The organism is Paenibacillus sp. FSL E2-0177, from assembly GCF_037992975.1.
Lineage (GTDB): Bacteria > Bacillota > Bacilli > Paenibacillales > Paenibacillaceae > Paenibacillus_AQ > Paenibacillus_AQ odorifer.
Window position 1 is genome coordinate 5,574,809 of sequence record NZ_CP150307.1, and the last position, 26,854, is coordinate 5,601,662.

General features: G+C 38.6%; 23 protein-coding genes. All 23 read right to left on the reverse strand.

The genetic code is table 11. The features are described 5' to 3' along the window. On the reverse strand, nt 1-1,398 hold the full coding sequence (gene hemA / locus MHI25_RS24930; RefSeq protein ID WP_076129406.1) for a glutamyl-tRNA reductase: 1,398 nt from the start codon (nt 1,396-1,398) through the stop codon (nt 1-3). Between the two features lie 650 nt (nt 1,399-2,048). Continuing rightward, nucleotides 2,049-2,654, reverse strand: coding sequence for a YdcF family protein (locus MHI25_RS24935; protein ID WP_340394533.1), 606 nt, complete (start codon nt 2,652-2,654; stop codon nt 2,049-2,051). Nucleotides 2,655-2,696: 42 nt separating this feature from the next. Then, nucleotides 2,697-3,692: a dTDP-glucose 4,6-dehydratase gene (gene rfbB / locus MHI25_RS24940; protein ID WP_340394534.1), complete on the reverse strand. Its 996-nt coding sequence runs from the start codon at nt 3,690-3,692 to the stop codon at nt 2,697-2,699. Between the two features lie 28 nt (nt 3,693-3,720). Further along, on the reverse strand, nt 3,721-4,281 hold the full coding sequence (rfbC, locus tag MHI25_RS24945) for a dTDP-4-dehydrorhamnose 3,5-epimerase (protein ID WP_076129409.1): 561 nt from the start codon (nt 4,279-4,281) through the stop codon (nt 3,721-3,723). 20 nt (nt 4,282-4,301) lie between these two features. After that, nucleotides 4,302-5,180: a glucose-1-phosphate thymidylyltransferase RfbA gene (gene rfbA / locus MHI25_RS24950; RefSeq protein WP_076129410.1), complete on the reverse strand. Its 879-nt coding sequence runs from the start codon at nt 5,178-5,180 to the stop codon at nt 4,302-4,304. A 22-nt stretch (nt 5,181-5,202) separates the two neighbouring features. Continuing rightward, nucleotides 5,203-6,228, reverse strand: a complete 1,026-nt coding sequence (locus MHI25_RS24955) for an SDR family NAD(P)-dependent oxidoreductase (protein WP_076224612.1) — start codon at nt 6,226-6,228, stop codon at nt 5,203-5,205. A 17-nt stretch (nt 6,229-6,245) separates the two neighbouring features. Next, nucleotides 6,246-7,601 (reverse strand): UDP-glucose/GDP-mannose dehydrogenase family protein, encoded by a 1,356-nt coding sequence (locus MHI25_RS24960; protein WP_340394535.1) that lies wholly within the window; start codon nt 7,599-7,601, stop codon nt 6,246-6,248. Between the two features lie 20 nt (nt 7,602-7,621). Beyond that, on the reverse strand, nt 7,622-8,971 hold the full coding sequence (locus MHI25_RS24965) for a hypothetical protein (protein WP_340394536.1): 1,350 nt from the start codon (nt 8,969-8,971) through the stop codon (nt 7,622-7,624). Between the two features lie 99 nt (nt 8,972-9,070). Next, nucleotides 9,071-9,979 carry a glycosyltransferase gene (locus MHI25_RS24970; RefSeq protein ID WP_076274675.1) on the reverse strand — a complete coding sequence of 303 codons (909 nt, stop codon included), beginning with the start codon at nt 9,977-9,979 and terminating at the stop codon, nt 9,071-9,073. Between the two features lie 44 nt (nt 9,980-10,023). Next, the gene (locus tag MHI25_RS24975; protein WP_076274674.1) at nt 10,024-11,292 is read right to left on the reverse strand and encodes an O-antigen polymerase; all 1,269 of its coding nucleotides are present in this window, start codon (nt 11,290-11,292) and stop codon (nt 10,024-10,026) included. Between the two features lie 107 nt (nt 11,293-11,399). Next, a complete protein-coding gene (locus MHI25_RS24980; protein ID WP_076274673.1) occupies nt 11,400-12,269 on the reverse strand; it encodes a glycosyltransferase in 870 nt (289 codons plus the stop codon). After that, complete coding sequence (locus tag MHI25_RS24985) at nt 12,266-13,393, reverse strand: glycosyltransferase family 1 protein (RefSeq protein WP_076274672.1); 1,128 nt, start codon at nt 13,391-13,393, stop codon at nt 12,266-12,268. The genes MHI25_RS24980 and MHI25_RS24985 overlap by 4 nt, the downstream gene beginning before the upstream one ends. A gap of 147 nt (nt 13,394-13,540) precedes the next feature. Then, the gene (locus MHI25_RS24990; protein ID WP_076274671.1) at nt 13,541-14,641 is read right to left on the reverse strand and encodes a glycosyltransferase family 4 protein; all 1,101 of its coding nucleotides are present in this window, start codon (nt 14,639-14,641) and stop codon (nt 13,541-13,543) included. Further along, nucleotides 14,638-15,300, reverse strand: coding sequence for a sugar transferase (locus MHI25_RS24995; protein ID WP_076274670.1), 663 nt, complete (start codon nt 15,298-15,300; stop codon nt 14,638-14,640). Before MHI25_RS24995 ends, MHI25_RS24990 begins: the two co-directional genes overlap by 4 nt. A gap of 92 nt (nt 15,301-15,392) precedes the next feature. Continuing rightward, nucleotides 15,393-16,436 carry a stalk domain-containing protein gene (locus tag MHI25_RS25000; protein ID WP_076274669.1) on the reverse strand — a complete coding sequence of 348 codons (1,044 nt, stop codon included), beginning with the start codon at nt 16,434-16,436 and terminating at the stop codon, nt 15,393-15,395. A gap of 2 nt (nt 16,437-16,438) precedes the next feature. Then, nucleotides 16,439-17,134, reverse strand: a complete 696-nt coding sequence (locus MHI25_RS25005; RefSeq protein WP_076274668.1) for a hypothetical protein — start codon at nt 17,132-17,134, stop codon at nt 16,439-16,441. Nucleotides 17,135-17,158: 24 nt separating this feature from the next. Continuing rightward, nucleotides 17,159-18,991, reverse strand: a complete 1,833-nt coding sequence (locus MHI25_RS25010; RefSeq protein ID WP_076274667.1) for a nucleoside-diphosphate sugar epimerase/dehydratase — start codon at nt 18,989-18,991, stop codon at nt 17,159-17,161. Between the two features lie 41 nt (nt 18,992-19,032). Beyond that, entirely contained in the window at nt 19,033-19,719 is a 687-nt protein-coding gene (locus MHI25_RS25015) for a CpsD/CapB family tyrosine-protein kinase (RefSeq protein ID WP_076303251.1), read from the reverse strand. Then, complete coding sequence (locus MHI25_RS25020; RefSeq protein WP_036685072.1) at nt 19,700-20,479, reverse strand: Wzz/FepE/Etk N-terminal domain-containing protein; 780 nt, start codon at nt 20,477-20,479, stop codon at nt 19,700-19,702. The genes MHI25_RS25015 and MHI25_RS25020 overlap by 20 nt, the downstream gene beginning before the upstream one ends. Before the next feature lie 119 nt (nt 20,480-20,598). Beyond that, nucleotides 20,599-22,569, reverse strand: coding sequence for an S-layer homology domain-containing protein (locus MHI25_RS25025; RefSeq protein ID WP_340394537.1), 1,971 nt, complete (start codon nt 22,567-22,569; stop codon nt 20,599-20,601). 141 nt (nt 22,570-22,710) lie between these two features. Next, nucleotides 22,711-23,493 carry a CpsB/CapC family capsule biosynthesis tyrosine phosphatase gene (locus MHI25_RS25030; RefSeq protein WP_340394538.1) on the reverse strand — a complete coding sequence of 261 codons (783 nt, stop codon included), beginning with the start codon at nt 23,491-23,493 and terminating at the stop codon, nt 22,711-22,713. Nucleotides 23,494-23,597: 104 nt separating this feature from the next. Beyond that, nucleotides 23,598-24,266 carry a ribosome biogenesis GTP-binding protein YihA/YsxC gene (gene yihA, locus MHI25_RS25035; RefSeq protein ID WP_036685063.1) on the reverse strand — a complete coding sequence of 223 codons (669 nt, stop codon included), beginning with the start codon at nt 24,264-24,266 and terminating at the stop codon, nt 23,598-23,600. A gap of 12 nt (nt 24,267-24,278) precedes the next feature. Continuing rightward, nucleotides 24,279-26,642: an endopeptidase La gene (gene lon / locus MHI25_RS25040; protein ID WP_076129428.1), complete on the reverse strand. Its 2,364-nt coding sequence runs from the start codon at nt 26,640-26,642 to the stop codon at nt 24,279-24,281. Between the last annotated feature and the right edge of the window lie 212 nt (nt 26,643-26,854).

Genomic DNA, 26,854 nt, shown 5'->3' on the forward strand with positions numbered 1-26,854 from the left:
TCACCCACCCAGCAAGCCTGCCGGAGCAAGCGCCGTTTTAGGCACAGAGAAATCAGCGCTGCCAGCCGTACGTTCTCCAGAACTAGACTGCTTCACCGGGGCAATGTCTCCATCATCTGAATCGGATTTGAGCTGTTCCTGCAACGCAAAGATTTTGGAAAAATAATCAAGAGCTTCATTCCCTTGCTTACCGCCGGACAGCTCTTTAATTACATTGATCGGATCATGCATCATCTGGTTCACGATACTTTTAGTCAGGCGACGGATTACTTTCCGCTGATGCTCGTCCAGCTCGGGCAGCTTGTTGAACAGACTCTCCATCGTTTCTTCATGAATCGTATTCGATTTATCCTGGAGCGCCCGGATCACCGGTCTTACACCAAGCGTCTTGAGCCACAGCTGAAACTCATCCATTTCCTCGCTAATCATCACTTCAATCTTCGCAGCTTCACTTCGGCGCATTTCCAGATTGTTCTCCACAATGCCCTCCAGATCGTCAATATCATACAAAAAAACATCCGGCACATTTGCCGCCGCAGGATCAATATCACGTGGTACAGCAATATCAATCATAAAAAGCGGCCGCGAAGGGCGGCGTTTCATAGCATGCGCTACCTTATCAGCCGTAAGCACATACCCGTCTGCTCCTGTCGAGCTGATCACGATATCTACTTCATTTAGAGTTGTTAACGCATCTTCAATCGTGCTCGGCTTACCCGAGAACTTCTCCGCCAATTCAATCGCACGCGACAGCGTACGGTTAGCGACAATCACTTCTGCCGCACCACTACTGTATAGATGCTTCACGGTAAGCTCGCTCATTTTGCCGGCGCCGAGAATCAGCACTTTTTTCCCAGTGAACATGCCAAAAATCCGCTTGCCCAGCTCCACAGCCGCATAACTGACCGATACTGCGCTCTCGCCGATTGACGTTTCACTATGTGCTCTTTTGCCGAGCGTCACCGCTTGCTTGAACAACCGATTGAACCAAGTTCCAGTTACACCCTCAGCCTGAGCGGTGAGAAAAGAACTCCGCACCTGTCCCAGGATCTGCGTCTCCCCAATCACCATGGAATCCAGGCCGCAAGTCACGCGGAACAAATGCGCAATCGCCTGTTCGTCTTCATAAATATACATATGCTGAGCAAATTGCTCGCTTTTCACACCAAACCATTGCTCCATAAAGCCGCGGATGAAATAACCAGCCATATGAAGGCGGTCCATCACCACATAAATTTCCGTACGGTTGCAGGTAGCTACTAAGACCCCTTCTAGCACACCCTTCGTCTTCATCAGTTGATGGAGCGCTGCCGGAAGATCACTTTCCGCAAAAGCAAACTGTTCCCGAACCTCCACGGGAGCCGTACGATAATTCAGGCCAACGACGACGATGTGCATCGATAGTTCACCATCCTAGTCTCTATAAGTTGCTGAAATCCAATTATATAAATTAATATCTTACATACCGTTCACTTTCACAACATCTCAAAACACTGTGTTAAGTATATCACACGAAAATAAGACTTTTTACAGATTTTTTGAACGCTTTATGAAATCCAGATAATAATTATTATAAATAAAAAACCGTAGGTTCGCTACGGTTAGGATGAGTTATTTTTAGCTAATTTATAAGGTTGTGATAGCAAAAAGGAAACATTAGGGCCTACTAGTTCTTAAAATCGTCAAAAATTCCGTTCTCCAAAAAAATAAGTCACTGCTCAGTGACTTAAAACTTCTCAGCCAAAAGAGATAGACCTCGGAAGTTATATAGTAGACTCTACTCTTTTTAGAAGTCGCCGATGCTTAGACCAAACTTTAACCCAAACACGATTTTCATCATCCAGATAAAAACGAATATTCACTAATTTTAAAGGCGTCCATATCTCCTTAAAATAGTAATTAGGCATTTGGCGTCTCTCCCACGAGAATAATATTGATATAGTTATAAGTATAAAACTATTAAACAATATTGTTTGTCGTAATGCGCCTTAAGCCAAGATAAGAAAAAAACTGTTTTTGTCGGATTATAGTGAACATTCTACAGCAGATTAGCGAAACCAGTTCTTAATCTGATCAAGAGTACTTTTTGCCTCCGGACCATTGTAACCAAAGGTGTTGCCGATCATTTTCACATACTCGTTGAACGTTGTTTCTCTACTTTTTCGGTCACTCCACCAGCGTTTAGCGTTATATCCTGATGCAGAACCCACATATGTCAGCTCAATCTCCGATTTTTTGTACACACGACCAAAAATAAATTTCACCCTCCGCATGTGAAAATCAGAGGAAACAACAATCGCAGATTTAAAACCGTATTCCTTCATTATAGGAAGAGTGTACTCGGCATTCTGATAAGTGCTATCCGCCGCGTTCTCGGTATAAATAACGTCATGGGGTATGCCTAAAGCTAGGGCGGTTTGGACCATGTCACCCGATTTACTCGTTGACTCTTTAGCATTGGAAAGAATTATATAAGGAGCATAGCCTGCTTTATATAACTCAGCAGCCTTTTCCACACGACCTTGGCCTCCGCTTAGGACGATGATGACATCGGCTTGCTTGGGAGGTTCAGATAGAACTAAGAAACGGCCTGCACTGAATAAACCAGTAATTAACAATAGCAAGCATACGAAAAGGACAAATCTTTTATTCATTAAATTACCTTTTCTTTTCTTAACCGTTAAGTCGTGCATAAATCACTTATGCGATTCGTTACTAAGGATTTGTTTCCACCATTCAGCATTATCAATATACCATTGGATCGTCTGCGCAATTCCGGTCTCAAAAGTATAAGTTGGCTTCCAACCTAAATTCTCAAGTTTCGTTGGATCAATGGCGTAGCGTTTATCATGTCCTAATCTATCTGTTACAAATTCAATCAAATCTTCAGATTTTCCCAAGGTACTGATAATCGTCTTAACTACTTCAAGATTAGTTCTCTCATTATGACCACCCACATTATAAACTTCACCGCTTACTCCTTCGTGCACGACAAGGTCAATGGCCGCACAGTGATCCCAGACATGGAGCCAGTCGCGAATATTTTTCCCGTCTCCGTATACAGGAACCTTCTCTTCATTTAATACTCTTGAGATGGTCAGTGGAATCAGTTTTTCAGGAAAATGATACGGTCCGTAATTATTCGAGCAGCGTGTTATGTTCATTGGTAAACCAAAGGTCTCATAATACGCACGGACTAGTAAATCAGACGCCGTTTTACTAGCACTATAAGGACTGTTAGGCTGCAAAGGTGTTTCTTCGGTAAAAAATACAGTAGGATCAAAATCGAGTTCGCCATACACTTCATCCGTAGAGACATGGAGGAATTTAGTAATGCCGAATTTTTTAGCTGCATCCAGTAGTACCTGTGTCCCCATAACATTCGTACGAACGAATATCGCAGGATCAGTAATTGAGCGATCCACATGACTCTCCGCAGCAAAATGAACAACATAATCGAATTTCTCCAACTCAAAAAGAGACAATATTGCCTCTCGGTCAGCAATGTCAGCTTGAACAAACCGATAGTTGGATTTGGACTCAATATCCTTATGTTTCGTTAGATCACCCGCATAAGTTAGCAAATCCAAATTCACAATATCATAATGCGGATATTTATCTACCATATACTGTACGAAGTTGCCTCCAATAAATCCGGCACCACCCGTAACCAGCATCTTTTGCTTACTCAATGAACGCACTCCCGATCTATTAGCTTTATTAGTTATTGTAAAAAAAATTCAAATTAGCATCTTTTAATAAAGGCGCCTTCTCATCCTTGGCAGATAATACAGGTGTAATATGAAGAGGCCATTCGATGCCAATAGAAGGATCATTCCACAGAATACCCCCATCACATTCCGGGGCATAAAGCTCATCGCACTTATACTGAACCTCTACGTCTTCTGTTAGCGTCATGAATCCATGTGCGAATCCTTTTGGGATCAGCAGTTGCTTTTTGTTCTCAGCATTCAGTTCAATGCCGAACCATTTACTATAGGTAGGACTACCTTTTCTGATATCTACGGCTACATCAAAAATAGCACCACGTGTACAACGAACCAATTTCGTCTGTGCCTTGGGATGTAATTGATAGTGCAAACCACGTAATGTTCCTTTAGTCGCAGAGTAGGATTGGTTATCTTGTACAAACTCCATATCTATTCCATGCTCTTTAAACTTAGCTCCGCTATACGTCTCCATAAACCAACCGCGGTGGTCCCCAAAAACAGCCGGTTCAACGACTAATACGCCTTGCAATAAGGTTTCTGTAATTTTCATCACTGCCACACTTTCAGTTATTAGTATTGTATTTTACCTGTAGCTACTTTCATCAAATACTGACCATACCCCGTCTTACTTAACTTCTCTCCACAATTCCACAAATGTTCTTTAGTAATCCATCCATTAATATATGCAATTTCCTCAGGAGCGGCGATCTTGATTCCTTGATGATCTTCAATAGTCCGTACAAAGTTAGTTGCGTCGACAAGACTTTGATGAGTTCCTGTATCTAACCAGGTGAATCCCCGACCTAGAAGTTCCACATCAAGCTCACCAAGATTTAAGTAAGCTTCATTAATGGAGGTAATCTCCAATTCTCCACGTGAAGAGACCTCAACGTTCTTAGCAATCTCAATAACTCTGTTATCATAAAAATATAGACCAGTAATTGCGTAGTTAGATTTTGGCTGTGTTGGTTTTTCTTCTACACTCAATACTTTACCTTCTTCATTAAACTCTACCACACCGAAGCGCTCTGGATCTTGCACGTGATATCCGAACACCGTTGCTCCTTGTTTTTTTGAAGAAGCACGTTGCAACATCTTCCGCATTCCATTTCCATAGTAGATATTATCTCCAAGGATCATGGCAACTGAATCATCACCTATAAAAGATTCACCCAAAATAAAAGCCTGTGCTAAACCATCAGGACTTGGTTGAACTTTGTATTGTAATGAGATGCCAAATTGAGAACCGTCACCTAATAAGCTTTCAAATCTAGGCGTGTCCTCTGGAGTTGAAATAATAAGAATTTCTTTAATGCCCGCTAGCATTAATGTGGATAGTGGATAATAGATCATTGGTTTGTCGTAAATAGGTAAAAGCTGCTTACTTGTGACCATTGTTAATGGGTATAGGCGCGTACCGCTGCCACCTGCTAGGATAATGCCTTTCATAATGTCGTCACTCCTCTTCGTATTATTTCTCTTTATAATAATCTACATACCAATTAGCGAATCTCTGTAAACCTTCTTCAATGGAAGTTTTTGGCTTAAACCCTACAGCTTGTTGTAATAAATCTGTAGATGCGTATGTTGCGGGTACATCCCCTGGTTTAATAGGTTCAAATACTTTATTAAATATCACTTCTCTGCCAGTAGCCTTGCTTAAACACTTTTCTAATGTTTCAATAAATACCATTAACTTTTCTGGGCTGTTGTTTCCTATATTAAACACCTTATGAGGAACCGCTTCTGTCGGTGCTTTACTTAGAAGTCTCTCAATACCCTCAACAATGTCGTCTACGTAAGTAAAGTCCCGATAAAGATCGTTTTTAAAATCACCATTATTAAATATTTTAATAGACTCACCAGCAAAATATTTCTGAGTAAATCCGAAATATGCCATATCTGGACGACCCATTGGACCGTAAACAGTAAAGAAGCGTAGACCAGTAGTCGGTATCTTATACAGATGACTATAAGTATGCGCCATTAGCTCATTCGACTTTTTCGTAGCTGCATAAAGCGATTCCGGATGATCCACAACATCTGATTCTTCAAAAGGAACCTTTTTATTAGACCCATAAACTGAGCTAGATGAAGCATATACAAGATGGTCAACTGGATAATTTCTACAAGCTTCAAGAATGTTAAAGAAACCTACAATATTGCTTTGAATATACACATCTGGGTTCTCTATAGAGTAACGCACTCCAGCCTGAGCTGCAAGATTCACTACAATATTCGGTTTATATTCTTCAAAGATCTTTGTAATCTTGTCCTTATCTGATATATCAACTTTTATGAATTCAAAACGGCTAAATAACTTTAGTTGCTCTAAGCGAACGTGTTTGAGGTTGACATCATAATAGTCATTTATATTATCAACACCGATCACTCGGCTCCCTTGCTCCAATAACCTTTTAGATAAATAAAACCCTATAAAGCCAGCTGCTCCAGTAATTAGATATGTTTTCGTGTGATCTACAGGTATATCGTTCAAATAGCTCGCCCCTTCAACTATCTTCCGATGGAATAATACTCCACACCAGCTTCTTTCATATCTTGAACCCCATACAAATTCCTGCCGTCATACACCAACGGCGTTCTCATTAAATCTTTATAAACTTCCGGCTCTATTGCTTTAATTTCGCCCCACTCAGTAAATACAAAACAGACATTCGCACCTTCAAGAGCTTCTTTTATGCTCTCAACATATTTGATACTGCCCTTACCATTCCTACCTTCTGGATACTCCTTAGAAAAATTCACTTTTCCTACAGGATCAAAAGCATAGATTTCTGATCCCTGATTTAATAACAGGGGTATATTTTCTAGCGAAGCAGCTTCTCTTAAGTCATCGGTCCCAGGTTTAAATGTCAGTCCTAGCACCGCTACTTTTAGACCATTAAAGGTGATAAGTCTTTTAGATGCTTTTTTAAACAGAATTGTCTTTTGGCTAGTATTGACATCAATAGCTGCTTTAACGGTTTTAAGCTCATATCCATTTTGTCTCGCTAAGTACTCTAGTGCCTTCGTATCCTTAGGAAAACAGCTACCTCCATAACCAATACCTGCATTTAAGAACTTGCTTCCAATGCGTTCATCAAACGACATTCCTCTTGATACATCTTGAATATCTGCTCCTACCAATTCGCAAAGATTAGCAATATCGTTCATGTAAGATATTTTCAGAGCAAGAAAATCGTTAGATGCATATTTGATCATCTCTGCAGATCTTCTTTTAACAGATACAACTGGGATATTAAAAGGCTCATAGATTTTCATAAGAATATCTTCTGCCCATTTGCTCTCAGTTCCAATTATGATTCTTGCTGCTTGCAAAGTATCTCTAACAGCTGTTCCTTGCGCTAAAAACTCTGGATTAGATGCTACTTCAACTCTAATGTCTCTACCTACTCCATTACCGTTACCAACAAGTTTTTCTCCTTCACGAGGTAGAAAATCATGTATAAACTGCTGCACCTTATCATTTGTTCCTACAGGAACAGTAGATTTAACCACAACAAGGCAATCTTTTTCTATTGTTTCTGCTATTTGTCTTGCAACTGTAGCTATGTATGAAAGATTAGCCGATCCATCAGGCTGCTCAGGAGTTCCAACACCAATAAATATCGCATCTGCTTCTTTATAAGCTGACTTATAATCAGTAGTATATTCAAGTCTACCTGCTGCATAATTCTTTTGCATAAGTTCTTCTAAATCTGCTTCATAGATTGGTGACACACCAGATTTCATCAACTCAACTTTGTTTTCATCGATGTCCACACAGGTTACTTGATGACCTACTTCGGCGAAACATACGCCTGCTACTAAGCCGACGTAGCCGGTTCCTGCTACTGCTATTTTGAACAAAACAGTACCCCTCCTTCATTCTATATCCGTATTAATTGCTTGATGTCTTTAAGTGTATTGATAATATCTTTTTGCTTTATTACTAAATACACCGAATAAGCTATAACATATATTAATACTGCAGTCCAAGAATTAAGATACCAACCTGTAATAATAAAAATACATGTTAAAGATAATTCCAAGCCTACATCCTTAAATATTGATATCCCTAATATTCTTGATAAAAATACTTCCGACAGGATGCACTTAAAGACCAATATAAATACAATGGATAGTATTGCTAGATCCAAATTTTTTATTATTACAGTAGTAACCACTGTAATAATAAAGCTCAATAAAAAGGAACATAAATTTAATTTCAACATTAGATTTTCTTTTCTCAAGGTTTTAAAATATGTACTTATCAGAAGTGACATCTTCCCCTCATAAACACACATTGGAAATAGTATCGCCATATACATTAAACTATCCGCATACTGAGGTAACCAGTTTGATAATACAACTTTAAAAGGATAATAACTGATAAGAATACCTAGCAAGATTATCATTAGAAAGTTTCGCATAGTTGCATATATTTTTGGTAGCTTGGTTTCATCCGTTCTTCTAAGAATAGGAAACATAACAATACCTACCGCATTAATAAAAATCATTAGTAGATTAGAAATACTTAATGTTAAGGATACTTTACCAAATGTGGCGACATCCCATGATCGTTCAATTCCGAATCGAACAACTCCAATTATCAACATACTTGCAATAGTTGCAAACATTAGATTTATTCCAACCGTAATATTCTGGATCATTTCTTTAAAGCTAAAGTAATAAGTCGAAAATCTATTAAATACAATATCTTTACAACAATACATAGAGTAAATTAAAGATAGTAACTTCCCAACCAAGTCAGCAATTATCATTAATTTATATTCTCTTACTCCAACAGTTAATAAGATTATGATCAAACAGCAATATATTAACCTATCTAACATTGTTATCTGTGCGTATTCTTTAATTCTATTTGTACTTTGCAAAACATAAAGCAACATAAATCTAAGATTTACAATTATCGTACATAAAGCTATCATTTGAAGTATAAACTTTCTATCAAAATCAATAATAGCAAAATATGAGATAGTCATTAGAGCTATAACTATTATTAATTGTTGTGCAAGCAACATGTAAAACTGTGAGCAAAATAACTTTTTATCCAAGTCTCTATACTCTTTCCCACCATACCTAAGGTATATTCCATCAAGCCACCCAAAATGTAAAAATCCCACATAAGAAGAATAAAATAAATATAGCTGCCAATATCCGTATTCCTTGATACCAATCAACTTTGGTATTATTAGAATTACTAATGTTGACACCATAATAGAAACGAAATTCGAAGTTATAGTATACGAAAAATCTCTGATGAATTTTTTAACTCGATCATTCAATATAGTATCCTCAGCATTCTATTCTTTATTTTAAAATCTAGAAGAAATAATCAATAATTTTAAGTATAAAGTTCCCTTTACAGTATCTCTTTTAAGTTTTTTATTAAATAGCAATTTAATCTTCTTTGATAAAGAAGATTTATAAGTACTAACATCATTTAACATACCATAATCTTCAGCAGTTAATTGATCACCATAACCTTCTAATATTTCGCTTGCCAAGATAGAATGGAAATTCTTATTAATTTTCAACTGCTTTAATCTATAATTAAAAACTTCAAGTAAGGAACGTCTTCCACCGAAGATATTATTAGTATGTTGTCTATAAAGGATGTAAGAATTCGCATCATAAATAACCCTTCCTAAAAATAAAACTAGCAATGGTAGCCAGAAATCATGTGCATATTGTTGTTTAGGTTTATATTTAATAATTAAATTTCTAGTGTTGGAATTAAATACCGTAGTACATCCATGGGCAAATCCTTGTGCCAAAGCTTTAATCTTACTCGTAGGTATCATATTCTCCTTAATATTAAGTAAATTGATGTAATTCAAATTATTATCAACCAATATACAATTAGAACAATACACTACTGCTAGATCCTCTTCGATCTCACCGATTTTCCTAACCGCCTCTGATAATTTTTCCTCTTTCCATATATCATCTTGATCGGCAAAAGCATAGTAATCAAAATCCCCAGACATTTGTACTAGTGTAAAAAAACTAGACTTATATCCTATATTTCCATCAAAAACAACCTCTAAATTCGAATATTTCTGCTGATACTCAGATAGTATAAGCCTAGTATTATCATCTGAACCATCATCTCTCACCAAACAGTGTACAATAACTCCTTTTTGATTAAAGATACTATCTAATTGTTCTGATAAATACTTTTCTCCATTATACGACGATAATAAAACTTGAACCTTTTTCATAAAAATAACCCCAGTTTATATCAATATAGTTTAACAGATAATACTTAACTAGAGATACTATCATTCGATTGTTCGCTCTCAAACTGTCCAACAATTAAGAATCCTTTTCTAGTAAATAACCAAAACCAAAAAATAAGTTGTAACCATGTTGATAAAATTGTTAAGTACTGATCAGAAAAAAATTGATAAATTAATGGAAAGTAAAAAATAGAATGCAAAGCTATAAAAAAAGGAGATAATGTTGTTGAAACGACTGCTTTTTTATATAAAAAACCATGAGTTAAACCCAAAAGGGTAAGTATTACAAACGAATAAGTCAAACCATAATCAGCTGCATAATAATGTAAGACCGTAAAGACATTAGTTCTATCACCATAAACAATAACGAAATCCTGTACCGTACTTGAGACATCAAAGTTATACCCTATTACATTCAAGAACTCAATAAAGAATCTAAATGTATTCGTACCATATAAATAATAATTAAAAGTTTCCATCCATCGTACAAATGCTATCATAGAAGTTGTAAAATAAATTCTAAATTGCTTCATTACGAATTCAAAGGTATTACTTTGATCTTCATATACATATTTCATATAAGCAAAGGCGATAAAGGTAGTAAGTACTATAGACAATAATACAAATAAAATAACTAAAATCTTCTTGTTTCCATATTTTTTAATAATAATTGCACTAAAACACACTCCGAATAGAAGCATGAAAATAATCCCTCTACTGCCCCCTGTTACTGTGAAAAACAAGGCTATTATAAAAGATATCAAAAAGTAATTTTTATTTTTTTTCGTAGGATTATTAAAATATGCGATACTACAAACAATAGTCAGCGCGATAATTGCGTTTCTTGAATATGAAATTATTAAACCTTCTGTGAACATTCCAGTTGCTTTCCCAATACTTAAGGTTTGCCAAAAATTATAGGCGAAATTTCCAGAAATATAAAGAGTAACCTTCACAAGGAAAAACAAAAACAAAGCTATCTCTATAAAAATAATTATCTTCATATTAAATGAATTAAATCTGATTTTCCCTGGATTTTGCCCAGATATTGAACTTATTGTTCTTTTAGAATTCCTAACTATAAAGTAAAAGCCTATTGTAAAAAAGAGAAGTCCAATAACAAAAGAAGAATAATATATGCTACTTAAATCAACAGTTTCTTTTCTAAGTAGCAGTGCCATATACATAATGGTCCATATAGTTCCTATAATAAAAGGTGGAGCAAGGATATCTTTCGATTTTTGCCAAATGAAAAACAATATTATTATGCATCCTATTATACTAGCATATACCATTTAATAATCCCTCTCTGTCATCATGTCAAGAAATGACTGGACATGAAAGAGACAGCCTTTCTTAAAATGTACTTTAACAGTTTTTAAAATAATTACTTTCCATATACTCATTCTTTATATGTACCCATATTATTTAACCGAGCGTCTTTTAGTCCCTTTAGGCCCATTTTTATCTTTTTGAATTTCATATCTTCGTAGAGTAGTATTTTAATAATAAATTTATACAAATGCACATCAATAAACGAGTTATAATTATCCCATTTTTTCTCAAGATACTTTTGATTTCTAAACAAGTAATATGTCCTTACTGGTGAGGCAAATGATGGATAAATAGTCTTCCAAAAAAATTTTTTGGGTTTGGAATTTCCAAATCTTTGATATATAATCGCATTCCCTATTTGTATTATTTTCCCACCAAACTGATCAAATTTGATAGCTATATCAATATCGATATGCGCAATAAACAAGGACTCATCAAATCCCCCAGCTTTTTGATAATCTTTCAGACACATTAACGAACCTGAGGTCATTACCCAATTACGCTCAACAATCTCATCATTTTTTAAATGAGTGTATGCAATTTCATCCTGATTCGAACTCTCATCATAATAAACTGAAGATACATTTGGTGAAACAATTGAATAATGAACTGCTGATTTCTCAATAAAAGAGATCATTTTATTCACAGCAAACTTTTCAAACCTTGAATCCTGATCCATTGTTAATATGTAATCAAAACCATCCAACACTGCTTTTCGACACCCTAAGTTTAAAGCATAAGCCAGTCCCATATTTTCACCTAATGGAATATACTCTAGTTTTTCCTTTGTTCTTATTTCATTCAACAAAAGGTTATTTTCAACTTTTGAATTATCTATGATATATAATTTCGACACTGATTCAAGATAAGAATCAATATTTAGTCTTACGTCATCGTCAGGATTAAATAACACAACAACTCCACAATACTTCTTCATGTATATACTTCCTTTATAAGCATTTTCGAATAAAATTTTTCTAAAAATTCACTTGATTCAGCAATATTATATCCGCTCTTTTTCACTTCGATATTAGCATCTAACCTGTTATTAATAATTTCACTATTTAATATTTCATTAGCCCATTCGGTAGCACTTAGTGATAATGATAATGATTTTATCAAATTTGTAACATGTGCTTCTGAAGGTACTGTATCCGAAACAATACAGGGAAGCCCGGCTGCTTGTGCCTCAATAACAACCATTCCTAATCCTTCGAAATGTGAAGGAAACACAAAAATATCCATAATCTGCATAAAATCATTCACATTAGATATGACACCAGTAAAAATAACTTTCTCCTGTATCTCTAAATCTAATATGCGTTGTTCCAAATCCCCCCGTAGTTCTCCATCTCCAATAAGCAACAATACCGCATTGCTTCTACTTTTTTGCAATTCAAAAAAAACTTCCAGTAAAAATTCATGATTCTTCTGTATGTTAAATCTCCCAACATGGCCTATCACATATTTATCGTTAAGGTCTAAACTTTTCCTCATATTGTTCCTCAGGTGATCATTGTACATATAAGAATCGCAATCAATAGAGTTTTCAATAATTCTATATTTCTTATTATTTATGACGTTTTTACCGAAGAGCCATTTACCAGCATCATCTGAACACGCAAACAGATAATCTGCAATATATCTAATCGGAATTTGCATCACGTTTTTAATCACAGCGGCTACTCCACTACCAGAAGAAGTATTGTGACTGTGTGCTATTGTTTTCAATTTATACTTTTTAGCAATATTTAAATATATAGCAGCAGTACTCCTCAAATGACCATGAATAATTTTATACTCAGAGTGTAATCGAAAGAATTTATGCCATACATTTTTATAAACTATATGATTCTTACCATTATAACGTGGAACCCTATAGATCTCTCCTCCTAAATTTTTGATTTCATCTTCATAATCACATTTTTCTGTAGTATGTATAATAAAATCAAATTGAATTTTCGAACGATCAATATTACGATATACATTCATAACCATCGTCTCCGCACCACCTCTGTTTAACCCTCCCAACACATGTAGTATTCTTATTTTTTCTTTCATTATATTACTCCTCATTAATAGATTAAATAAGATTCAATCAATTAGAATTAAAAAACAGAGATAAAATAATAGATATAACAAAATCATCCAATTGTGATTATCTAATTAAAATGTAAACAACATTTAAAATAGATGAAAAATAAATTTTCACTCCAAAGTCTTAACCTTTTCTAATTCTTCTATATATGCTTCAATTACAAACCGTCTATCAAATTGTCTTTCCACCTTTTCTCGCCCAAGTTGCCCCATTTGATTCCTTTCATTATTTGATAATTGTATAAATTGCTCCAATTTAACAGATAAGTCACCACGACTACCTGTTTCAAATAGATAACCTGTAACACCATCAGTAATAACATCATTTGAACCATTAATGTTTGATGCGATACAGGCACGTCCCATTGCAGCTGATTCTAATAAAACATTAGGTATACCTTCTCCTCCATGTGATGGAAGAACAGTACAATGACATTTTTGAATCCATGTTTTAATATCCTTTTGAAAACCTATGTATTTAATAATGCCTTGATTGCTATATTCCTTAATAATTTTTTTATACTTATCCTCTTCTATAAATCCAGCAATATAAAAATTAACATTAGAATATCTCCCTTTTAAAATCTCTGCGCATGACAAATACTCTTCAATTCCTTTTAATTTCATTATTCTTCCGATGAAGATGAAATTGATCTCACTTCCACTAGGCATATCAGTAGCAGAATATTGCTCCAAATTCACGCCTGATCCCGGTAAAACTATATAATTATCCCGTATCATTTTATGATCTATAAAGAAATCTTTATCTCCACTATTCTGAAAAAAGACCATCCATGAATTCTTCACAGAAATCTTATATAACAAAATTACTAATCTACTTACAAAACTTTCTTTTAGAAATGTTGCACCCGTTCCCGTTATATTATTAACTTGTATTCTTTTTGTTATATTTGAAGCAATTGAACCATATATATTAGGCTTAATCGTATATGAAAAAATAATATCAGGAATTATCCCCTTCATAATTTTGATATACTTACACAATAAATAAAAATCCTTAAATGGATTTATTCCTCTTCTGTCAACAGAAGTTTCAACTATCTTGCAACCCATATTAGAAAAATAAGAGTTTTCATCAGATTTAGGAATTGAAAGATATACTTCATGTCCATCCTCTATAAGTCTTTTTATCAATTCTTTTCTAAAGGAGTAAAGTGTAATGAAATGATTGGAAAGAAATAGAATTTTCATAATCTAAAAGTCTCCTCATGGTTTCTATCTCCGATAGATGAAAATCCTGTTTTCACTTTCATTAAATCTCTAGATCCTCCCTCTACTACCCCATCACTCTTCAGGACCTTAATTATTGTAAAAAAAAAGCATTTCACATCCAACCCCATAGTCATTTTATTAACATACTCCCCATCCAGACTCGCCTTCTTCTCAATAGGTAACTCATCTCTACCATTAATCTGAGCCCATCCAGTCAACCCAGGTTTGATATCATTAGCTCCATATTTATCACGTTCAGCAATTAAATCATATTGATTCCATAATGCAGGACGAGGTCCCACGATACTCATTTCACCTTTTAGGATATTGATAATCTGAGGTAATTCATCCAAGCTTGTTTTTCTTAGAAACTTGCCTACTTTAGTAATAAAGAAATCAGGATCTTCCAGTAGATGCGTTGGCATGTCTTGTGGAGTATCTGTTCGCATCGTTCTAAATTTCAGAATATAAAATTTTGACTTATTTTTACCTAATCGTTTTTGTTTAAATAATATAGGCCCTTTGGAGGTCTTCTTAATTGCGATCGCAATAATCAAAAAAACTGGCCATAATACTAGCATCCCGATTAATGCTAATAGAAAATCTATGGTTTGTTTCACGTAAACATAAGGTTTCATAAGTTCACCTGATCCTTTAAGTTACTATCTCTTCATATATGTAGATCATCTCTATGCCAAATGAGCATAGAGATGATGTTCTTACTACTCTCTTAATTCGCCATCTTCTCAGCTATATCTTTACCCGCCTGAAGCTGTGATTCAAATTCACTTTTATATTGACTAATAATTTCTGTACTATAGCCATTGCTGTTCAGTTTTTGTTCAGTGTCAGCAACTATACTATTGAAGCTAGCAGTAAATGAGGCCAGCTGTTGCAACCCTTTTTCTTTAATACTTTTTTTACTCGCTTCATCTGTCGCTCCAAGATACTCAAACCCAATACTCATTAATGTCGATTGACTTTGATTTTTAAGCGCCGTAAGCTTAGCTTCTGTGTCACTAGTGATAGTTTCATATGAAACCTTTCCAGTTCCTGCAGAACCACCCCCTGTTGCACCTGCACCACCTGGTGCAGCTGTTGTATCCGTTGGCGCTGGTGTCGCTACTGGAGATGGGCCCTTGCCATTGTCATTGTTTGTCGACCCATTAGGGGCTTGTTCCTGATAAGCCTTGGAAGCTGCAGTAATGGTCTTCGTCTTCTGATCCCAGCTAATGTTATGACCTACAGATTCCGATAAAAAACGTAGAGGCACATATAATGAACCATTCAGGATGAAGCTAGATTGACCTGTAGGCAAAGCCTTGGTTGCATCGTTAAATACATAACTTGCCTTAACTTGATTGAGGACAATATTGTTCGCTGCTGCTGAGGTACTATTCCCGTTCTTTGCATTCATTAGATATTCTTTAATCACAACTAGCTCTGAGCTACTAGGCTCTGCTACGGTAACTTTAACGTTTTTAGCATCCCAAGCTACACTCTTCTGTAAAGCATATGACATAAAGCGCAATGGAACATAAGTTGTATTGTTGTACATGAATACATACTGGCCTGCGGGTGGCTGAATACTCACACCGTCAAAAATCAAATTCACGTTCATACTTTGCACTTTAATCGTATTATTTGCAGTCTTAGGCGTTGCACTTGGTACTGCCGCTGCTGATACTGATATAGGTGCGGATGCTGTTAAGGGTGCTAAACCAATTGAAGCAATTAACGATAAAGCCACGATTGATAATGTTGCTTTAGACATGCTTATTCACTTCCCTTTTCTTTCGCTTTTAATTGTTCTTCTTCAGCAATGATTTGGTCATGCGTTTTCCCTTGACTGACTCCGTACTTTTTAGCAATCTGAGAAAGCTCATTGTACTGCTCTGTGGATACTTTACCTAGGATGATACTGCGCGCCTCACGCTTCTCCTCAGTCGTTAAGCCACCCTTTGCCAAATCTTTAAGACGATTAATATCGGATACGCTAAGTTGACCAAGAACAATAGAAGCAACATCTGCTTTATCCTTAATCGTTACATTTTCTTGAATTTGCTTAGCTTTATCTGTGGAGACCTGTGCTGTGTAACCATCTGAAGAGCCATCTTTTTGTTCTGATGATGGAGCTTTGGTCGGTTCACTAGTAGTAGAAGCTGTTGTTTCTCCACTAGGTTTATCGTTATTTTCACTACTTTGATTACTACTTCCCTCATCATTTACTGGTGGAGTAGAAGGTACCGCAGACTCTACAGGTTCGACATTACTATCATCAACTGTATCAGTCGGTGCCGTTCCTTGATCTTGACCACCAACATTATCCTCAGATTCCAGATCAAAACCATCTGCCATTGAATTCATCAGCTTATCGACAGCATAATTCGCGGCGAACAAGCCGCCAACACCCAGTACTACAATAACTGACAGCGTCCATAAAAGGATCTTTTTCCATCGTTTGTTGAACACTTTATATCCTCCTTTATGAATTACTTAGCTAATAGCAACTTGGGCAACGGGCTGCATCGGTACAATCTGATTGATTATTTCGCGGATGACTTCTGGTTCCTCAGCGAGAACACGTTCCAAACGTTTAAACTCCAGTTCTAACTGGTTCAGACTTATGACATTAGGTTTACCGATAAAGATTCTTCCATGATCAGTAGAACCTAGATTTTCTTCATCTGTAAGCAACTCTTCATATAACTTCTCACCCTCACGAATACCGGAGAAATGAATATCAATGTCCTTATAGGGTTCATATCCAGAGAGCGTAATTAAGTCTTCCGCCAACGTTAGAATCTTAACCGGCTCTCCCATATCCAGAATGAACACTTCTCCGCCTTTGGCGAAAGAACCAGATTGGATGACAAGCTGAACAGCTTCCGGAATCGTCATGAAATAACGCACCATTTCTGGATGAGTCACAGTCACTGGCCCCCCGGCAGCGATCTGCTGCTTAAAGGCTGGAATCACACTACCACGACTGCCAAGAACATTCCCAAAACGCACAGCAGAGAACTTTGTTTGACTTGTGGTGTGCAGGCTCTGCACATACATTTCCGCAATCCGTTTAGTGGCACCCATTACACTGGTTGGGTTAACCGCCTTATCCGAAGAGATCATTACGAATCTCTCGGCACCATATTTATCTGCACAATCCGCAACATTTTTGGTGCCAAAAACATTATTTTTAATGGCTTCCGAAGGATTACGCTCCATTAAAGGAACGTGTTTATGTGCTGCTGCGTGAAAGACCACATGCGGTCTATGGCCACTGAATACATCCATTATCCGACTGCGATCCTGTACATCTGCTATCACGGTTACAATGTTCAACTCCGGAAAACTCTTACGAAGCTCCATTTCAATCGTGTAAATACTGTTCTCACCGTGTCCAAGTAACATTAGCTTGTCCGGACCAAAAGGAGCAATCTGCCGGCATAACTCTGAACCAATAGATCCGCCAGCCCCCGTAACTAACACCGTCTTATGATGTACATAACCTAAAATACTGTTTAAATCAGCTACGATCGGCTCACGACCTAATAAATCTTCTACGCTAACATCCCGAAGTTTCTTAACTGATATTTTTCCAGCGATCAGATCATTAAGAGCCGGTATAATCTTCAGCTTTGCTCCAGTCTTTTTGGCAAGATTAATAATCTCAGAAATCTCAGTACGTGAAACAGAGGGCATGGCAATAATAATCTCATGAATTTCTCTTTCTTTCACAATAGCTGGGATAGCATATCGATTACCTAATACAGGAACACCCAATATATACATATGGTATTTATTCGCATTATCATCAATGAAACCGACTAATTTGGTATGTGCAAAAGAGGGTCCCATCATTTCCCGAGCAATTAATAACCCACAATCACCAGCACCTACAATTAGTGTATGGGTCTTAGTGTCTTTGTAATTGATTCGGTCATTATGAAGTACTCTCCATAAAAATCGGACTCCACCTACTAATAAAAGAATAGTCTCCATGGACCGAACTTCTATGGCAAGAGGTACTCTATCCGGCAAAATTAGATACGCCAGTGCAAATGAAAATAAAGACCCTACTACAATAGCTTTAGAAACCGATATAATTTCACCGATACTGGCATATTGCCACATTCTTCGGTAAAGACCGAAGTATATAAGGCTTCCACCAAATGCAAATGTTGCAATCAAACCAAATTGCAGCATCTGTACAACATATTCCTGAAGAGCATGGTTAGGGTACCGAAACAAATAAGATGTCACAATACTGAACCAAATGATCGCAAGATCAATGAAGAATAAAAGAATCACTCTAGATTTCGCTGTCATTTTCAGTGCCTCCAAAAATAACATTTTTAATTATGAATAAATCAATTTCCATAGTAGTAGTAATAGTACCCTTCACTAGCTTTACGTTTTACATTATTGAGAACGACGCCGAGCATTTTTGCACCCACGCGATCCAGATTAGCTTTAGCTTTCACTGCGATATCGCGTTTTACCTTACCATAGCTGACAACCATAATAACGCCATCACTCTTCGAGGCCACAATTTGTGCATCCGTAACCGCTAATAATGGTGGAGTATCAATAAGAATGACATCATACCGCTGACGCAAATCCTGTAAAAGAGTGCTCATCCGATTAGATGCCATCATTTCCGCCGGGTTGGGCGGGATTGGTCCAGAGGTCATAATTGAAAGATTATTAACGCCAGACTCTTGGACAGTGTCCTCAAGAACTGCCTGTTGAGACAGTAGGGAGGATAAACCAAAACGGTTGCTTAGTGTAAAAGTCTTATGTGCCGTCGGCTTCCGCAAATCGGCGTCAATCAACAATACTCTTTTATCTGCTTGTGCGTAAGCTGCCGCCAGGTTAGCAGATACCGTAGATTTACCTTCTTCCGGCCCGGAGGAAGTGACCATAATCACTTGAATAGTCTGATCTACAGAAGAAAAATCAATATTCGTGCGCAATGCGCGAAACGCTTCAGAGACAGGAGAGCGTGGGTTCGTAACGGTGATCAGATGGCGTTGTTTATTTGGAAGCTGTGACATGTTCGAGGTCCCCCGCCTTTCTGGATGATTGTTTCTGTGTTTGTGCGGCACCTTGCTTGCTTTCATCTTGACCCAATCTTGTAATCATAGCTATGGTAGGCAAACCAAGATACTTCTCAATATCAGCTTCTGTCTTCAGGGTGTCATCCATATATTCCAGCAGGAAGGCAATCCCTAAGCCAATCATCAAAGAGACGATAAAAGCAATAGCCATGTTCAGTAAAACATTCGGTTCTACCGGCCGTGGCTCAACAGTTGGATTCACTTTAGCTTCATTCAGAATCGATACATTTTCCACATTAAATAGACTTGGAATTTCTTCCTTGAACACAAGTGAAATGGCATTCACGATTTCAGCAGCCCGCTGATAAGAATTATCTCGAACGACAAGTGTCATCACCTGCGTATTATTTACGGAACTCACATTAACCTTTTTTAATAGCTCTTCCGCAGTAATATTGAATTGCGGATAATCCTTTGTAACAATATCAAGGATGGCCGGAGTCTTAATAATTTCCTTATACGTATTAATTAATTGAATATTGGTATTAATCTGGTTTAAATCAAGCTGCCCCACCGCTGACTGCGTCGGTGTTTGGTTAACGATAATCTTCGTGGATGCCTCATATACCGGGTTTTTAATATACAGACTATATACACCAGCAATACCGCACACCAATACAACTATGCTGAAAATGAGCCATAGTCTCTTCCTGACGATCTGAAAATAATCGCGAAGATCCAATTCTTGTGATGACAAGTGAAATTACCCCCAAGCTATTTCTGAAATATTTCGATGCCTGTTCAAATCTTCCCTATTTGCAAAAAAATCGCCTCCTCTCACCTACATGAGAGGAGGCTGTATACTATAAGTTTTATTTACTTGAAGTTAATAGTACGGTAGATAATTACTGCTGCTTCAGCACGGGTAGCTGTATCGTTCGGGTTGAACTTGCCAGCATTTCCGATAACCAGGTTGTGGCTTGCTGCAAACGCTACGCCATCTCTTAGGGATGCGCTGATCTTAGCAGCATCAGAGAATTTGCTGATTGCAGTAGAATCTGTTTTTGCATCAGGATTGATAGATTTCAACGCACGGGAGATCATTGTTGCCATTTCTGCACGTGTAATAGTTGCATTAGGATCAAATTTGGCCGCACTGCGTCCAGTGATAATCCCTTTTTCTGATGCAACTGCTACATATGGTGCATACCAAGCAGTTGAACTTACATCGCTAAAGCTTTGTACAGCAGAGTTGTTTTCCAGGTTAAGCGCACGAATCAACATTTTGGAGAACTCAGCACGAGTTACGTTGCTCTTCGGTGCAAATTTACCTGCTCCGACTCCTTCAATCGCACCTTTAGCAGCTACGACTTGAATTTGTCTACCAGCCCATGCTTGTACAGCAGAAATATCATTAAAGGAGACTTTATTCTCAAGTACTGCATAAGAAGAGAATGTATCACGTGGTTCTACGATGAAATCTCCATCAAGAACTCCACCTTGGAATTGCAGGTCGCCGTATACAAGCTTACCAACGGAAAGCAATTCTTTATCAAGACCATCAGTATTCTTAAGTGGCAATTTGATAGTAATTGGTTGTTTAAATGTGCTTTGTACTACACCGTTCACACTAAGTGTGAATTCGTACACATCCGAAGCCAATTTCAGCTTGGTAACGGAAGTTACAACTTCTGGTTTAGCTGTAGTTACTGTCAATGAAATCGCTGTGCTGAATTGGCTTACAGGAATCGTTACAGTTACACCGTTGAAAGTAACGGCGATATTCGCAATACCTTTAGCTTTTGCAGCTTCAATAATGGCTTGGGAAAGTGGAACTTCAACTGTAGTAGCGTTTACTGTTCCCAGATTCAGGGTCAAAGTAAGACCAGTTTTGCCAGGGTTCGCTGCAACCAGTTTATCAAATTCTTTAATTACATCAGCATCAACCAATTTCAAGGTTGCTTTACCGTCAACAATGCTTACGAGCTTAGATACGTCATAGATTCCTGGAGTTTGAACAGGAGCTACAGGCGTTGTAACACTTCCACTCCCACTGCCACCGCTACCAGGACCGACTCCGCCGCCAGTACTAAATCCATAAGCTTTAACGTAAGCAACAGCAAGTGATTTTGCCGCAGGTTTTGCGGATTTAATATTATTGTTCAGGTTTTTCAATGTTTGCTTAACATCATTAGCAGTAACTCCAAGCTTGTTCAAAGCCTGACTTACTGTAAGAGCTCCTGCACCTGTAGTGTGGTTCATCACTTTCGCAATGGCTTCATCCAACAAAGTCTCGTAACCAGATTCAGATGTAAGAATTGCCAACAAATCTGCTGATGACTTGTTACCTACCAGATCACGAAGTTCTGTTTCAATACTGCTCAAGAATTCAGCAACACTATCAACAGTAAGTCCAGACACACCCGCTTTAGCTGCAATTTTGCTTACCAAAGCAATGTTTTTGTCATCGTTACGGATCACTTGGATTCCAGAGAAGTCATTTCCATAGACATCGTAGACTACACTAGTAACGCTTTGGAACAATTTAAGTGATGTTTTTGTTTCTTCTCCATCCAGTGAAAGCTTGTTCAGTACTGGAGCAAAAATTTCTGTAAATTCTTTCTCACTCAGTGCTGCAACCTCAGTCTTCAAATTGTAGAGATAAACTGCATCTGTTGCGGTCAATTGTTTGTAAACAGCAAGAACCTTATCCTTAACTGCTGCACTGCTACTAACTGTAGCCGCAGATGCTGTGCCTACTGCTCCAAGGCTTCCCAACGGAAGACCCGCAACGGATGCTGCTACCATACTTGCTGCTAATGTTGATACTACTAGTTTCTTTTTCAAAGTCACTAAATATCCACCTCTTCTTATGTATTAAAATACTGTACTACCATAGACCTAGAACAATTCGCCCAAATGCTACGCTATTACGTATAGCATTAAATCACCCAATAAAACCCATTCTACCACTATTAGGTAGATTAGTCAGCCCTTTCGGAAAAAAAATCCAAACAATTTTTGTCGGTTTCCCCTTGTTTGTACGTGTTTTCCATGAATAACCTCGCCATTGGTCATAATTTGCTGAGCATTGCCGCGAACATATTCACGCATCTCAGGGCCTAATTCTTTCTCCATAACCACATAAGCAGCGTTTAATCCGAAAGGACGATGAACACTGTCATGTGCATCAGAGGCCAACACATGTACTGCATTTCTACGGCATAGCTCCAGCGACAATTTCTGTAGCTTATTCCCGAAAACGCCTGCAAGACTCTGTGCGGTTACCTGCCCAAGTGATCCTAGCTCTATCAGTCTCTCTAGTTTAGAAGGATCAGCAGCTATTTCAGCATTGCGCTCCGGATGGGCGATGACCGGAACGAACCCTTGAATGATCAGCTCGTGGCAGATTTCTTCCATGTTACGTGGTACTCGTGAAGAAGGCATTTCCAGTAAAATATACCGCGAATCTGCAAGACTCAGCAGTTCCCCCCGCTCCAGATCATTCAGAAGTTCACCGTAGATACGGATCTCTTGACCTGGAAGAACAAGCAGTGGATTACCAGCCTGACGAAGTCTCTCATTCATCATCTCCACAGCTTCTTTAATCTTGGGGGCATTATTCATATATTGACCGTTGGCATGATGTGGCGTGGCGATGACTGAAGTAATCCCTTCTCTGTGGGCGTCTTGCGCCATGGCAAGAGCAGCTTCCCAATCAGAGGCTCCGTCATCCAAAAAGGGTAAGATGTGGCAATGAATATCTATCATATGTTATCTATCGGTCCTTTTCCATAGAAATTTTAGTTTTATCAACAAAAAAATACAACCATTCCCACCAGGAATGGTTGCTTGATTGTAAATGAGTTCATATCTTACGCTTCGGTTGACTCCTCTTGCTGAGATTCATTTGCTATCATTTCAGCATCCTCTGAATCCGGAGATTCATTCTCAGAAGGGCGAATATACCCATCGATTAAGCCCCAAAGCTCGTCCTTGCCGAGACCAATTTCCGAGGAGAATGGAATAAAATTATCCCCTGGCAGCACGCCCAGCTCCTGCTTCATGGTCTTGATATGCTTTTGCCAGCGTGTCTTAGGAATTTTATCCGCTTTGGTCGCTACAACACACATAGGAAGATCATAATGCTTCAACCAGTCGAACATCATCTTATCATTGCTGGTAGGCGAATGCCGCAGGTCCACAATAAGCAGAACAAGCTTCAACGTATCGCGCTCAGAGAGGTATTTTTCAACCATTTTACCCCATACCGCGCGTTGCGTCTTGGAAACCTTGGCATACCCGTAACCTGGAAAGTCAACAAAATACATGCTGTCTTCATTGATACGGTAATAGTTCATGTGTTGTGTCTTACCAGGCGTGGAGCTTGTCCGAGCCAGATTCTTACGGTTAATCATTCGGTTAATGAGGGAAGACTTCCCCACATTGGAACGCCCTGCCAGAGCAACCTCTGGCAAGGAATCATCAGGGTACTGATCAGGGCCAACGGCACTGATAATAAATTCGGCAATATTAACTTTCATAGGACTTCCTTTCTAATGCACACTACTCGGTGGCTCACTGCTAATTTCATTATGATGCTCAACTAACGCATGATGCAAGACCTGATCCATATTAGATACCGGTACGAACTCAACATCATTACGTACACTCTCAGGAATATCTTTCAAATCCCGTTCATTGTCTTTGGGAAGAAGGATCTTTTTATATCCAGCTCGGTGAGCCGCAAGAGATTTCTCTTTCAATCCACCAATGGGCAGTACACGTCCCCGCAAGGTGATTTCACCTGTCATCGCCACATCCTTCGAAACATAACGTTTCGTGAGCGCGGAGATCAATGCGGTTGCAATCGTAATCCCTGCAGACGGACCATCCTTCGGAATTGCACCTTCCGGAATATGGATATGAATATCAATCTTCTCATAAAAATCGGGCTGGAGCCCCAGCTCCTCCGCCTTCGAACGAGTATAGCTGAATGCGGCCTGTGCCGACTCCTTCATTACATCGCCAAGCTGTCCGGTGAGGGTTAGTTTACCTGTTCCCTGCACAACCGTAACTTCGATCAGCAATGTATCGCCGCCAACCTCAGTCCAAGCCAGCCCAGTGACCGTACCGATCTGATCTTCAAGCTCGGCCATACCGTAACGATATTTAGAAGCCCCAAGATAATCCTTGATGTCGTCAGGAAGAATGACCACTTTCTCTTTTTCCTCAGACACGATTTGTTTCGCAGCTTTGCGGCATAATGCTGCAATCTGCTGCTCTAAATTACGCACACCGGATTCACGGGTATATTCGCGGACAATGCGTAATAAGCTATCGTCTTCGATAATCAGTTGATCTTCTGCAAGACCGTGGTTTTTCTTCTGCTTAGGCAATAGATAACGGCTGCCGATTTGCAGTTTCTCCAGTTCCGTATAACCTGGAATGAACAGCATTTCCATCCGATCCAGCAAAGGACGCGGAATATTATGCACTACGTTCGCTGTTGTTACAAACATTACGTTCGACAAGTCGAACGGCAGCTCTACAAAATGATCACTAAACGTGTTGTTTTGTTCTGGATCCAACACCTCAAGCAGCGCTGAAGATGGATCTCCACGGAAATCCGCAGCCATCTTATCGATTTCATCCAATAGGATAACCGGATTAATCGTACCCGCCGTCTTCATGCCTTGGATAATCCGGCCCGGCATCGCACCTACATAAGTCCGTCGATGACCTCGAATCTCCGCCTCATCACGTACACCGCCTAACGAGATACGGACGAACTTGCGATTGAGCGAACGGGCGATGGAACGAGCTAGTGAGGTTTTCCCCACCCCTGGAGGACCTACAAGACATAAAATCGGACCCTTAAGCTTCTTAACCAACTGCTGAACGGCCAAATATTCCAATACCCGTTCCTTCGGTTTTTCCAAACCGTAGTGATCCTCATCAAGTACCTGCTCGGCCTTTTTGATGTCAAGATCATCCTCTGTCTGTTCACTCCAAGGGAGACTGAGCAGCCAATCTACATAGTTGCGAATAACGCCGCCTTCCGCAGAGCTGACTGGCATTTTTTCCAGCCGATCGATTTCTTTCTCCATCTTTTCTTTCACACGTTCTGGAACATTTTTCTCTTCCATTAGCGTCCGCAGCTCTTCCGCTTCTCCTACCCGGCCTTCCTTCTCGCCGAGTTCTTTCTGGATCGCTTTCATTTGCTCACGCAAATAATATTCCTTCTGCGTCTTTTCCATCTGCTTTTTGACACGTTGATTGATCTTACGTTCAAGCTCCAGCACTTCACGCTCATTATTAAGAATATCAAGAAGCTTCTCCAGCCGTTTACTGACATCAATCGTCTCGAGAATTTCTTGCTTATCCTTAATCTTTAGCGATAAATGACTCGTAATGACATCCGCAAGTCGACCAGGCTCTTCTATATCGGATACAGCAGCGAGGGTCTCTGGGGTCACTTTTTTGGATAACGTAATATAGTGTTCGAACTGATTGAGTACTGTACGCATCAGCGCGTCACATTCTTGATCGCTATCTTCATCTTCCGGCAGCTCACGCGCCATAACCTCATAGTACTCATCATTATCGATATAATTAATAATTTCGGCCCGTTCTACACCTTCAACCAGTACACGTATCGTACCGTTTGGAAGCTTCAGCATTTGCCGCACATTGGCGACAGTACCGACCCGAAAAATATCGTCCTGACCTGGCTCTTCAATATTCACTTCCGACTGGGAACAAAGAAGAATCAAATTATCTTCAACCATAGCTTTCTCTAGCGCCCGAACTGACTTCTCACGGCCCACATCCAAGTGAAGAACCATGCTTGGGTACACAAGAAGCCCTCTTAGCGGCAATAAAGGAAAACGACGACCTTTTGTTTTATTTGTCATCATCGCTTTCGCACCTCCCATGGCTCTCAATTAATCTCATATGCATTCATTCTAACAAAAGCAGCCCCAAAACACCAACAGAGTCCTTAGATTTCAAGAAGAACCGACTTGCTTTTCCTTAAATAGAGACAACGTTTCTTTTAGCATTTAAAAAGGAAGCAGCAGAATTGCCTGCAGCCTCCTTTATTTTACAGCGACAAATCTCACCTTACTCT